This is a genomic window from Xanthomonas sp. LMG 12461, assembly GCF_009192935.1.
Lineage (GTDB): Bacteria > Pseudomonadota > Gammaproteobacteria > Xanthomonadales > Xanthomonadaceae > Xanthomonas_A > Xanthomonas_A sontii.
Genome location: NZ_NQYT01000080.1, coordinates 1 through 12,548, shown reverse-complemented (window position 1 = coordinate 12,548; position 12,548 = coordinate 1). Strand labels below are relative to the sequence as shown.

Below are 12,548 nucleotides of genomic sequence, written 5' to 3'. Positions count from 1 at the left end.
ACAACCTACTGAGAGATCACATCTAGCGATCTCCGACAGCGTTCCATGCGCATTGGAGCAACTGCCGACGTCTTCTCTAACGCGCACGGAGACTTAGGTTTCGGCCTGAACGAGGCCCGAAATCGAACGAATGGCGTTCCAGCGGCACGCGTAATAGCATCAAAGATTCGGAGGAATCTCGCGGGACGGGCCGTCTCCATTGAAAAGCACTGGACATCATGCTGTCACGTGCCGCGACAAGGCATGCGCCTGATCCAGGTTGGCCGCGGGCCAGGCGCTCGACGCCGGTCTAGACGCACCTCATGCAGCGCTCCTCGTACCGCTACAAGGCGGTGGCGGTAGTCGCGCGACCGGTTCGTCGCAGCCACGTTCTCAGTACCCCCACGGGAAGGCCGTGCTATTGGTCCCCTGGCGCATCCGCCCCGCCTGAGCTCATCGAAAACGCGCGCTCGGTACCCGCGCCCGCCGCCCAGGCGGTGTTGGGCGTGGCCTGCAGGGTGAAGCGCAGTTCGCCGCCGGCCATGAGTTCCTCGTGGCGCAGGAACGCGCGGTTCAGCGGTCGCCCGTTGAGGGCGACGCTGCCGACATAGGGGTGCGCGTCGTCCAGGCCGTCGGCGATCACCGTGAAGCGCTTGCCGTTGGGCAGCGCCAGGGTGGCGCGCGGCAGGAACGGGCGGCCGAGGATGTACTCGTTGCTGGCCGGCGCCACCGGGTAGAAGCCCAGCGCGGTGAACACGTACCAGGCCGACATCTGCCCCATGTCGTCGTTGCCGGCCAGCCCGTCCGGGCGCGCGGCGTACTGGCTGCGCATGATCTGCTGCAGGCGCGCCTGGGTGCGCCACGGCTGCCCGGCGTAGGCATACAGATAGGCGACGTGATGGCTGGGCTCGTTGCCGTGCGCGTACCAGCCGATCAGCCCGGTGATGTCCTCCATGTGCGCGAACACCTTGGGATCGACCTTGGCGTCGAACACCTGGTCCAGCCGCGCCAGCAGCTTGTCGTCGCCACCGTGCGCACGGGCCAGGCCGGCCACGTCCTGCGGCACGTACCAGGAGTACTGCCAGGCGTTGCCTTCGGTGTAGTCGGTGCCGTAGCCGCTGGCGTCCGGATCGAACGGGGTGCGGAAGCTGCCGTCGCGCTTGCGCGCGCGCATGAAGCCGGTGTCCGGGTCGAAGGCGTTGCGCCAGTTGCCGGCGCGCTTGGCGAAGGCGGCGGCGACCTCGCTGCGACCCATGTCCTGCGCCATGCGCGCGATGGTCCAGTCGTCGAAGGCGTATTCCAGGGTCTTGGAGGCGGCCTCGCCTTCCTCGTCGATCGGCACATAGCCGAGTTCGCGGTACTGGGCGATGCCGTCGTAGGGGCCGTAGTTGGCGCTGGCCACCATGGCCTTGAGCGCGGCGTCGGTGTCGTAGCCGCGGATGCCCTTCATGTACGCGTCGGCGATCACCGGCACCGCGTGGTAGCCGATCATGCACCAGGTCTCCAGGCCGTGGAACGCCCACACCGGCAGCACACCGTAGGGGCTTTCGCGCTGGTGCGCGAGCAGCGAGTTGACGATGTCGTTGGTGCGTTGCGGCGGCTGCACGATGGTCAGCAGCGGATGCAGCGCGCGGTAGGTGTCCCACAGCGAGAACGTCGAATAGTGGGTGTAGCCCTGCGCCTGCTGCACGGCGTTGTCCGGCCCGCGATAGCGACCGTCGCTGTCCATGAACAGGGTCGGGCCGAGCAGGCTGTGATAGAGCGCGGTGTAGAACTGGGTGCGCTGCGCGGGCGGCGCGTCGACCTCCACCGCGCCCAGCGCCTGCGCCCATTGCGCACGCGCCGCACGGCGCACGCCGTCGAAATCCCAGCCCGGCACTTCGGCGTCGAGATTGGCGATGGCGCTGTCCTCGCTGACCGGCGAGATCGCCACCTTGACCAGCAGCGGCCCGCGCAGGGCGTCGCCGAAGTCGAACGATCCCACCAGTTGCCGTCCTTCGATCTGCGCGCGCTGGGTGGGGTCGTTGTCGCCCGGCGGCGGGAAGCCCTTGTAGGGGATGTCCTGCTCGGTGTTGTGGAAGGCATGGCCGCGCAGCGGCTGCGAGAAGCGCAGGGCGAAGTACAGCTGCCGCCCCGGCGCCCAGCCGCGGGTCTCGCGGAAGCCGGTGACGGTGCCGTCGGCGCGCAGGCGCAACCGCGACCAGCTGATCTTGCCCGGGTAGTCGTACAGGCTGGTGCGCAGGTCCAGCAGCACGTGCGCCGGCTGGCCGGCCGGGTAGGTGTAGCGGTGCACGCCGACGCGGGCGCTGGCGGTGAGTTCGGCGCGCACCTTGTAGTCGTCCAGGGTCACCGCGTAGTAGCCCGGCTCGGCGCGCTCGTCGTCGTGGCGGAAGCGCGCGCTGTAGCCGCTGCCGGGTGTGTCCGGGTCGCCGCGTTCCAGCCTTACCGCGCCGCTGATCGGCATCAGCAGCACGTCGCCCAGGTCGGAGTGGCCGGTGCCGGAGAAATGCGTGTGCGAGAAGCCGACCAGGCTGCGGTCGTCGTAGCGGTAGCCGGCCGCCCAGCCGTAGGCGTCCTTGCGCGGCTGGATGCGCGTGTCCGGACTCAGCTGGACCATGCCGAACGGCACCGTGGCACCGGGATAGGTGTGGCCCTCGCCGCCAGTGCCGATGAAGGGGTCCACCGCGGCCACCGCACGTTCGCCGGCGTCACCGCCCGCCGCCGCGACGGCGGATGCGATCTGCCACAGCGCGGCCAGCAGCAGTGCGGCAGCGCCGCCCAGCGTCCTCGAGCTGCGCATGGCAGGCTCCCCGTATCGAATCGATCCAAACGGATAGCACAAAGCCACTGCAATGCCTTGCTGCACTGCAAAATGCGGATCGGATCACGACGGCGCAGGATGAGCGACCTTTTGAACCGGTCTAATGCGCCGTGGCGCCGTCTTCCGCCGACAAACGCGTCACCGTGTCCGACATCGCCGCCGCCTGCGGCGTGTCGCGGGCAACCGTGTCGCTGGTGCTGCGCAACAGCCCGCTGGTGCATGCGGACACGCGCGCGCGGGTGGCGGCGGAGATCGCCCGCCAGGGCTACGTCTACCACCGCGGCGCGGCCAGCCTGCGCGGCCGCGCGTCCAATGCGGTGGCGCTGGTGGTCAACGACCTGGCCAATCCGTTCTTCGCCGAGTTCGCCGGCGGCGTGGATGCGGCGCTGGCCGAGGCCGGCTACGTGATGCTGATGGGCAGCACCGGCGAATCGCCGGAGCGCCAGCAGACCGTGTTGGCCTCGCTGATCGAACACCACCCCGCGGCGATGATCCTCTCGCCCACCGAGAACACCGACGCGGCGCGCCTGCGCCAGTTGCTGGGGCCGCGCCTGCCGGTGCTGCTGTTCAATCGTGCGCTGGACGGCGATTGGCCGCTGCTGGCGCTGGACAACCGTCGTGGCGCGCGCCTGGCCACCGAACACCTGCTGGCGCAGGGCCACCGTGCCATCGCCTTCTTCGGCGGCCACCGCCAGTCCAGTTCCTGCGCCGAGCGCCGCGCCGGCTATCGCGAGGCGCTGGCCGCCGCCGGCATCGCGGTCGACCCGGCGTGGCTGATCGAGTGCGCGCCGACCCGGCTGGAAGCGGCGCGCCAGGCCGGCGCGCTGTGCGCGCGCGACCCGCTGCCGACCGCGCTGGTCTGCTACAACGACGTGGTCGCGCTGGGCCTGGCCAGCGGCCTGGCCGAACGTGGCCGCATCGCCGGCCGCGACTACGCGCTGATCGGCTTCGACGACATTCCCGAGGCCGCCGTCGCCACCCCGCCGCTGTCCACCGTCGCCGTCGCCCCGCGCGAGCGCGGCATGCAGGCCGCGCGCCTGGTGCTGGACGCACTGCGCCACCGCCAGGCCCTGCCTGCGCTTACCATCGCCCCCGCCCGGCTGTGCCTGCGCGCCAGCAGCCGGGTCGCCCTCTCGCCCGTTCCCGGAGTCGCTGCATGAGCCGTCGCCCGCTGTCCAACACCGCCGCCATTGCGGTGGTCAGCATGATCTTCTTCACCTGGGGCGGCCTGACCAGCCTCAACGACGTGTTGATCCCGCATCTGAAAGCCGTGTTCCAGATGAACTACGCGCAGTCGATGCTCATCCAGTTCACCTTCTTCGGCGCCTACTTCCTGATGTCGGTGCCGGCCGGCGCGGTGGTGTCGCGGACCGGCTACAAGGCCAGCATCGTCATCGGCCTGGTGGTAGCTGCGATCGGCGCGGCGATGTTCTACCCGGCCGCGCGCCTGCCCTCCTATCCGCTGTTCCTGACCGCGCTGTTCGTGCTGGCCAGCGGCATCACCCTGCTGCAGGTGGCGGCCAATCCGTACATCAGCCTGATCGGCGCGCCGGAGAAGGCGCCGAGCCGGCTCAACTTCGCCCAGGCGCTGAACTCGCTGGGCACCACCGTGTTCCCGTGGCTGATCGGCCCGCTGATCCTGGCCGGCGCGGTGCTCGGCGCCGACCAGCTGGCGGCGATGAATCCCGAGCAGTTGTCCGCCTATCGCATCGAGCAGGCGCGCTCGGTGGAAATCCCCTACCTGATGCTGGCCGGCGGCCTGCTGTTGCTGGCGGTGTTCGTGCTGGTGATGCGGGTGCCGTCGCTGCGCGAGGACAACGATGCCAGCACCGAATCGCATCACAGCTTCGCCGACGCGCTGCGCCACCCGCACCTGCTGTGGGGCGTGGTGGCGATCTTCATGTACGTGGGCGCGGAAGTGTCGATCGGCAGCTTCCTGATCAATTACATCTCCGGCCCCACCACCGGCGGCCTGACCGAAGCCGCTGCCAGCCACTACCTGCCGTTCTACTGGGGCGGCGCGATGGTCGGCCGCTTTGCCGGCGCGGCGCTGCTGCAGTTCGTCCCGGCCCGCAAGCTGCTGGCGACCTTCGCCGGTATCGCCTCGCTGCTGCTGATCGCCACCATGCTCAGCACCGGCCACGTGGCGATGTGGAGCGTGATCGCGATCGGCCTGTTCAACTCGATCATGTTCCCGACCATCTTCACCGTGGCCATCGAGCGCCTGGGCGTACTCACCAGCAAGGCCTCCAGCCTGCTGATCATGGGCATCGTCGGTGGCGCCCTGGTGCCGCTGGCGCAGGGCGCGCTGGCCGACGCCATCGGCATCCAGCATGCCTTCGTGATCCCGCTGCTGTGCTACGCCTACATCGTCTGGTACGGCCTGCGCGGTTCGCGCCTGTCGGCGGAGCTGGCGGCGACCGCACCCACCGCCGCGCCGACCGCGCGCGTGATGCACTGATCCGCTGATCCGTTCCCGGCACGGCGGCGCACACGCTGCCGCCGTGCGCCGCTGTCTTCCCTTCCCTCACCCAGCTCGCCAGTCAACCGCATGAATCTGCCCGCCACGCCCCTGCCCGACTTCGCCGACACCGCCGTCCTGCGCGCGCACATCGCCGACACCATGGCCTTCTACCACCCGCGCGCGATCGACCCGGCGGGCGGTTTCTTCCACTATTTCCGCGACGACGGCAGCGTGTACGACGCCGGCCATCGCCACCTGGTCAGCAGCACCCGCTTCGTCTTCAACTACGCGATGGCGGCGATCGAGTTCGCCGACTCGCCGCTGGCCGCCGAGTACCTGGACGCCGCGCGCCACGGCCTGCGCTACCTGCGCGAGGTGCACCGCGATACCGCCAGCGGCGGCTACGTGTGGACCCTGCGCGACGGCGTGGCCGAGGACCGCACCCAGCACGCCTACGGCGCCGCCTTCGTGCTGCTGGCCTACGCCACCGCGAAGAAGGCCGGCCTGGACACCGACGCGTGGATGGACGAGACCTGGCAACTGCTGGAAACCCGCTACTGGGATGCCGCCGCCGGCCTGTACCGCGACGAGGCGACGCCGGAGTGGACGTTCTCCAGCTACCGCGGCCAGAACGCCAACATGCACCTGTGCGAAGCGTTGATCGCCGCCTACGAGGCCAGCGCCGAGCCGCGCTACCTGCAGCGTGCGCTGCTGCTGGCCGACCACATCACCCGCCGCCAGGCGGCGTTGGCCGGCGGCCTGGTGTGGGAGCACTACGACGCCGACTGGCAGGTGGACTGGGACTACAACCGCGACAACCCCAAGCACCTGTTCCGGCCGTGGGGCTTCCAGCCCGGCCACCAGGTCGAGTGGTCCAAGTTGCTGGTGTTGCTGCACGGGCACCTGCAGGCGTCCACCGGCACCGCGCCGGCGTGGCTGCTGCCGACCGCACGGCACCTGTTCGACACCGCCCTGGCGCACGGCTGGGACGCGCAGCATGGCGGCATCGTCTACGGCTTCGCCTCCGGCACCGAAGAGGCGCCGGTGGTCGGCGTGCCCGACGTGGCCGCGGCGCCGACCTACTTCTGCGACGACGACAAGTACTTTTGGGTGCAGGCCGAAGCCATCGCCGCGGCCTCGCGGCTGCTGGCCGCCACTGGCGATGCCGCGTATCGCAACGCCTACGACAAGCTGTGGGCATATTCCTGGGAGCACTTGGTCGACCACCGCTACGGCGCCTGGTTCCGCATCCTCAGCCGCGACAACCGCAGCTACAGCGACGAGAAGAGCCCGGCCGGCAAGACCGACTACCACACCATGGGCGCCTGCCACGACGTGCTGACGGTGATGCGCGGCAGCCAGGCGTTCGCGTAAGCGGATGCGACCTGCACAGAGGTGCAGCGATCCTGCGCCCCTGTTGCCCGTTGTAGGCGCGGCTTCAGCCGCGACCAGGTGTTCCCGGGAAGGCCCGGTCGCGGCTGAAGCCGCTCTTACAAGGGATGCGGCGCACCGTTCGATCCGGCATCTGCACCCACAAAAAAGCCCCGCACATGGCGGGGCTCTGTCGTGACCGCGAACCGCGCGCGATCAGTCGATGTCGAGGAAGCTGCGCAGCTGTTCCGAACGGCTCGGGTGACGCAACTTGCGCAGCGCCTTGGCCTCTATCTGGCGGATGCGCTCGCGGGTCACGTCGAACTGCTTGCCGACTTCCTCGAGGGTGTGGTCGGTGTTCATGTCGATGCCGAAGCGCATGCGCAGCACCTTGGCTTCGCGCGGGGTCAGCCCGGCGAGCACGTCGCGCACGGTCTCGGACAGGTTGATGTTGGTGGTGTTCTCGATCGGGGACTCCACGTTGGTGTCCTCGATGAAGTCGCCCAGATGCGAATCCTCGTCGTCGCCGATCGGGGTTTCCATCGAGATCGGCTCCTTGGCGATCTTCATCACCTTGCGGATCTTGTCCTCGGGCATGTCCATTTCCTTGGCCAGCTCCTCCGGGGTGGCCTCGCGGCCGTACTGCTGGAGCATCTGCCGGGAAATGCGGTTCAACTTGTTGATCGTCTCGATCATGTGCACCGGGATGCGGATGGTGCGCGCCTGGTCGGCGATCGAGCGGGTGATCGCCTGGCGGATCCACCAGGTGGCATAGGTCGAGAACTTGTAGCCGCGGCGGTACTCGAACTTGTCCACCGCCTTCATCAGGCCGATGTTGCCTTCCTGGATCAGGTCGAGGAACTGCAGGCCGCGGTTGGTGTACTTCTTGGCGATCGAGATCACCAGGCGCAGGTTGGCCTCGACCATTTCCTTCTTGGCCTTGCGCGCCTTGGCTTCGCCATAGGCCATCGCGCGGCTGATTTCCTTCAGCTCGGCCAGGCTCAGGTAGGTGGCCTGCTCCACCGCCACGGTGGCTTCCTGCTCGGCGATGATCTGGTCCTTGACGTCGCGCAGCGCCGACGACCACTTCTGCTTGCGCTTGAGCGCGTCGTCGACCCAGGCCACGTTGGTCTGGTTGCCTTCCCAGGAACGGATGAAGTCCTTGCGCGGCATGCGTGCCACGTGGGTGGCCAGGTGCAGCACGCGGCGCTCGTGGTCCTTGACCTGGGCCATGGTGTCGCGCAGCTTGCGCACCAGCACGTCGGTCAGCGGCAGCGGCAGCTTCAGGGTGACGAACACCTCGGCGATGTCGTTGCGCAGCTTGGTGACCAGCTTGTGCTCGGCGCCGTTCTTGGCGTGGGCCTTCTTGAACTTGGCGTATTCGGTGGCCAGCACTTCCATGCGCCGGGCGACCTCGGCCGGATCCGGACCGGTCGGGCCGGCATCCTCTTCGGCGGTGTCGACGTCTTCGTCGTCATCCTCGTCGGCATCGGCATCGGTGGCGCTGTCGTCGTCGGACACCGCGACCGGCGGCGCCGGCTCTTCCTCGATCAGATCGTTGAAGCCGACCACGATCTCGGCCAGGCGCTTCTTGCCTTCCTTGTGCTGCTCGTAGTCCTCAAGCAGGGTCTCCACCGCCAGCGGGAACGCGCCCAGCGCGGCCTGCACCTGGCCGAGACCTTCCTCGATGCGCTTGGCGATGGCGATCTCGCCTTCACGGGTCAGCAGTTCTACTGTGCCCATCTCGCGCATGTACATGCGCACCGGGTCGGTGGTACGGCCACCTTCGGTGTCGAGCGCGGTCAGCGCCGCGGCGGCTTCTTCGGCCGCGGTATCGTCGACTTCGCGGTTGCCGGTGTTGCCGTCGTTGAGCAACAGGGTTTCGGCATCGGGCGCAACTTCATGGACATCGATGCCCATGCCGTTGATCATGCCGATGATGTCTTCGATCTGTTCGGGGTCGACCAGATCGTCGGGAAGATGGTCGTTGACTTCCGCGTAGGTCAGATAGCCCTGTTCCAGGCCCTTGCTGATCAGTTGCTTGATGTCGGATTGCTGGGCAGGACGTTCGTTGGCCATGAGTGCTCGCGCCACCGGCAGGTAGGTGAATGAGTGAACCTAGCATTATAACAGCCCGGACCGCCGCTTGCCGGACGAGGAGCCTGAACGGCTCCGCCAGGAACGCGCCGGCGTCTACGGCCGGAGCAGGAAAGTGACCGGGCCGTCGTTGACCAGGCTGACGATCATATGGGCACCGAAGCGGCCGCTTTCCACCCCTGGCGGGTGTTGCGCGCGGCATAGCTCCAGCAATCGGTTGAAGCCGCGTTCAGCCTCGGCCGGCGGCGCGGCGGTGGTGAAACTGGGCCGCATCCCCGAGCGCGTGTCGGCGGCCAGGGTGAACTGGCTGACCAGCAGCAGGCCGCCGCCGGTGTCACGCAACGAGCGGTTCATGCGACCGCTGGCGTCCGAAAACACCCGGTAGCCGAGCAGGCGCTCGGCCATGCGTTGCAGTTTGGGCTCGTCGTCGCCCGGCTCCACCGCCACTAGCGCCAGCAGACCGGGCCCGATCTGGCCCACGACCTCGCCATCGACGCTGACCGAGGCCTGGGTGACGCGTTGGATCAGCGAGAGCATAGGGCTGGGATTGGGGATTGGGGATTGGGGATTCGGCATCGCCCGCGCGCTTGGCGAACGGCTGCGATCACGCAGGATCATCGCCGAACCGCCGGGATTGGGGAAGCCGGATCGCGTGCCGGCGACGCGATCCGCGATGCCGGTCGGGCAGGCCAGATGCGCCGAGCGGATAAACTGGGCCGATGAAACCCGCGACGCTCGCTTCCCTGCTGTACCGCTGCGCCGCCGCCCTGGCGCGCCTGCCGTGGCCGTGGCTGCGGCGCCTGGCCGACGGCCTGGCCGGGCTGTGGCTGCGCCTGGATGCGCGCGAGAGCCGGGTGGTCCGGCGCAACCTGGAGCTGGCCTATCCGGAGCTGCTGCCCAGCGAGCGCGTGGCGCTGCAGCGCGACGTGCTGCGCTCGACCGCGCGGCAGGCGTTCGAGACCCTGGCGCTGTGGACCCGGCCGCCGGAGCAGAACCTGGCGCGGCTGCGCCTGCGCCACGGCCAGGACCTGTACGACGCGGCGCTGGCCGCCGGCCGCGGGGTGATCGTGGCCGCGCCGCATTTCGGCAACTGGGAGCTGCTCAACCAGTGGCTGGCCTCGCGCGGCGACATCGCCATCGTCTACCGCGCACCGGAGTCGGCCGTGGGCGACGCCTTCCTGCAGTTGGTGCGCAGCGGCGAGCGGGTGCGCCAGGTGCGCGCCGAGGGTCCGGCGGTGCGGCAGTTGTTCAAGACGCTCAAGGATGGCGGCGCGGTCGGCATCCTGCCCGACCAGCAGCCCAAGGCCGGCGATGGCGTGTTCGCACCGTTCTTCGGCGTGCCGGCGCTGACCATGACCCTGGTCAACCGCCTGGCCGAGCGCACCGGCGCCACCGTGCTGTTCGCCTGGTGCGAGCGCGTCGGCAACGACCTGGAGTTCGCCCTGCACGTGCAGCCGGCGCCGCCGGACATCGCCGATGCCGACCCGCTGCGCGCGGCCACCGCGCTCAACGCAGGCGTGGAGCGGGTGGCGCGGCGCGACCCGGCGCAGTACCAATGGACCTACAAGCGCTACACCCTGCGCCCGGACCCGGCCGAGCCCAATCCCTACGCCACCGAGCGCCATCCGCACTAAGAGCGACTGAGGCGCTCGCCTCTGACAAAGCCCGCGCTAATCGTCGTGCGGCTGCGCCGGGCCGGCGAGGATGCGCTGGTAGAACGCCAGGTCCAGCCAGCGCCCGAACTTGAAGCCGGCCTCGCGCACGGTGCCGGCGTGCACGAAGCCGAGTTGCTCGTGCAGGGCGATGCTGCCGGCATTGCTGGCGTCGATGCCGCCGACCAGCACGTGCACGCCGCGCGCCTGCGCGGTGTCGATCAGCGCCTGCAGCAGGCGTCGGCCCGCGCCACGGCCGCGGTGGTCGCGGTGCACGTAGACCGAGTGCTCGACGCTGTACTTGAACGCCGGCCAGGCGCGGAAGGTGCCGTAGCTGGCGAAACCGAGCAGGGTGCCGTCGGCGTCCTCCAGGCCCAGCACCGGGAAGTTGCCGGCGCGCTTGGTCGCGAACCACGCCGCCATGCTTTCCGGCGGGCGCGGCCGGTAGTCGTACAGCGCGGTGGAGTGGACGATGGCGTCGTTGAAGATCTCCAAGATCGCCATGGCGTGGCGCGGTTCGGTGCAATCGACGAGCTGCATGCGGGGGCCGGAGCGGACGCGGTGCCGCACAGTAGCAAGCAACCGGCGGCACGTGCACACCTCCCCTCACGCCGGCGCGTTGCCGCAGCCGCCGATTTGGTTGCATCGGCGGCGCGCGCGAGCGGGCACAGTGCGTTCCATCGCCTGCAGGCTGGCGCGTCCGGCAAAGCGCGCGACAATGGCGCCCGAGCGCCATCGGCGCCGACCGGCACCGCGCCGGGGCCGCCGCGACCGGATGCGGCAGCCTTGAAGCGGCGCCGCCGATCCCCCATCTGGAGTCGTGCATGACCAGCCCCACCGCCCCTTCCGCGCACGCCTTCGGCGATCCTGCCGCGATCCGCAGCGAACGCGCGGCATCGGAGTTGCGTGCCGGGCGCCCGGTCCTGCTCGAAGACGGCAACGGCCGCACCCGCGCGGTGATGGCGCTGGACAGCAGTACCGAACCGTCCTACCTCGGTTTCGCCGAGGCCACCGGGCAGCGGCACTACCTGTTCGTGACGCCGCCGCGGGCGCAGGTGCTGGGCCTGGATGCGCCGCAGGGCGCGCGCATCGCCCTGGCCGGGCACTCCTACGACGCGCTGGCGGCGCTGGCCTACCTGCGCGACGGCCCGGTGCCCGCGCACTGGCAGCCCGGCGACGCGATGGATGCCGGCGCCGCCGAGATCGCGCGCCTGGGCCTGCTGCTGCCGGCGATGGTCGCGGCGGACCTGGGCGCCGACAGCAGCGCCTTCCAGGGCTGCCAGTCGCTGCGCCTGGACGACCTGGAACACGGCTGCGCCCTCGCCGCCTCCGACAGCTACACCCTGGTCACCCGCACCCAGGTGCCGCTGCGCGACCTGGGCCCTGGCGAATTCGTGGTGTTCCGCGGCGGCGTGGCGCAGCGCGACCAGGTCGCGATCGTGATCGGCCAGCCCGACCTGAGCGCGCCGGTCCCGGTGCGCGTGCATTCCTCCTGCCTCACCGGCGACCTGTTCGGCTCGCTCAAGTGCGACTGCGGCGACCAGTTGAGGCACGGCCTGGCCAAGCTCAAGGCGCTGGGCGGCGGCGTGCTGCTGTATCTGGACCAGGAAGGCCGCGGCACCGGCATCGCCACCAAGATGCGCGCCTACGGCTACCAGCACGACGGCCTGGACACCATCGACGCCGACGCGCAACTGGGCTTCGGCGCCGACGAGCGCCGCTACGGCAGCGCCGTGGCGATGCTGCGCGGGCTCGGCATCGGCCGCGTGCGCCTGCTCACCAACAATCCGAACAAGGCCGAGCGCCTGCGCGCGGCCGGCATCGAGGTGACCGAGCGCATTCCGGTCACCGGCACGATCACCGCCGAGAACGAGGGCTACCTGCGCACCAAGGCCGCCCGCGCCGGCCACGCGCTGGACGTGGACGCGCTGCTGCGCGCGGCGCGCTGAACCACCGCCGCGGCCCGGCACCCTCCACCGCCTGCGTGGATCTGGACGGAAACCGCGCCGCGGACAGCGCACGCCCGCCATCGCCGCGTTAGGATCGCAGGCCACGCCGCGCGCCCGCGCCCCGAGACCCCGACGTGATCGCACCGCCGCCCATGGACGACTCCCCCGCCGCGCCCAGCGCTTTCGCCGCCCCCCCGGCGCCCGCGGACTGGCCG

Annotated in this window: 9 protein-coding genes; 5 read left to right on the top strand and 4 right to left on the bottom strand. The window is 69.8% G+C overall.

Annotated elements, in window-relative coordinates; genetic code table 11:
• Positions 1-397: 397 nt before the first annotated feature.
• Positions 398-2,779 (bottom strand): GH92 family glycosyl hydrolase, encoded by a 2,382-nt coding sequence (locus CEK68_RS18635; RefSeq protein ID WP_152240279.1) that lies wholly within the window; start codon positions 2,777-2,779, stop codon positions 398-400.
• Positions 2,780-2,910: 131 nt separating this feature from the next.
• Here CEK68_RS18635 and CEK68_RS18630 point away from each other — a divergent pair, with 131 nt between their 5' ends.
• The 3 genes from CEK68_RS18630 to CEK68_RS18620 all read left to right on the top strand — a co-directional run bounded on the left by CEK68_RS18630 (position 2,911) and on the right by CEK68_RS18620 (position 6,638).
• Positions 2,911-3,960 (top strand): LacI family DNA-binding transcriptional regulator, encoded by a 1,050-nt coding sequence (locus CEK68_RS18630; protein ID WP_043094570.1) that lies wholly within the window; start codon positions 2,911-2,913, stop codon positions 3,958-3,960.
• On the top strand, positions 3,957-5,261 hold the full coding sequence (locus tag CEK68_RS18625) for a sugar MFS transporter (protein ID WP_152240278.1): 1,305 nt from the start codon (positions 3,957-3,959) through the stop codon (positions 5,259-5,261). Before CEK68_RS18630 ends, CEK68_RS18625 begins: the two co-directional genes overlap by 4 nt.
• A gap of 90 nt (positions 5,262-5,351) precedes the next feature.
• The gene (locus CEK68_RS18620; protein WP_152240277.1) at positions 5,352-6,638 is read left to right on the top strand and encodes an AGE family epimerase/isomerase; all 1,287 of its coding nucleotides are present in this window, start codon (positions 5,352-5,354) and stop codon (positions 6,636-6,638) included.
• Positions 6,639-6,851: 213 nt separating this feature from the next.
• Here the strand turns inward: CEK68_RS18620 and rpoD are convergent, their stop codons facing one another.
• Both rpoD and dtd read right to left on the bottom strand, forming a co-directional pair.
• Positions 6,852-8,714, bottom strand: a complete 1,863-nt coding sequence (gene rpoD, locus CEK68_RS18615) for an RNA polymerase sigma factor RpoD (RefSeq protein ID WP_010340704.1) — start codon at positions 8,712-8,714, stop codon at positions 6,852-6,854.
• 114 nt (positions 8,715-8,828) lie between these two features.
• Complete coding sequence (gene dtd / locus CEK68_RS18610; protein ID WP_152240276.1) at positions 8,829-9,269, bottom strand: D-aminoacyl-tRNA deacylase; 441 nt, start codon at positions 9,267-9,269, stop codon at positions 8,829-8,831.
• A 182-nt stretch (positions 9,270-9,451) separates the two neighbouring features.
• Here dtd and CEK68_RS18605 point away from each other — a divergent pair, with 182 nt between their 5' ends.
• Complete coding sequence (locus CEK68_RS18605) at positions 9,452-10,366, top strand: lauroyl acyltransferase (RefSeq protein ID WP_043094562.1); 915 nt, start codon at positions 9,452-9,454, stop codon at positions 10,364-10,366.
• 36 nt (positions 10,367-10,402) lie between these two features.
• Here CEK68_RS18605 and CEK68_RS18600 read toward each other — a convergent pair whose 3' ends face one another.
• Positions 10,403-10,924, bottom strand: coding sequence for a GNAT family N-acetyltransferase (locus CEK68_RS18600; RefSeq protein ID WP_017911888.1), 522 nt, complete (start codon positions 10,922-10,924; stop codon positions 10,403-10,405).
• A 284-nt stretch (positions 10,925-11,208) separates the two neighbouring features.
• On the opposite strand from CEK68_RS18600, the gene ribA reads away from it, so the two are divergent.
• Positions 11,209-12,333, top strand: coding sequence for a GTP cyclohydrolase II RibA (ribA, locus tag CEK68_RS18595; RefSeq protein ID WP_152240275.1), 1,125 nt, complete (start codon positions 11,209-11,211; stop codon positions 12,331-12,333).
• Positions 12,334-12,548: the final 215 nt, after the last annotated feature.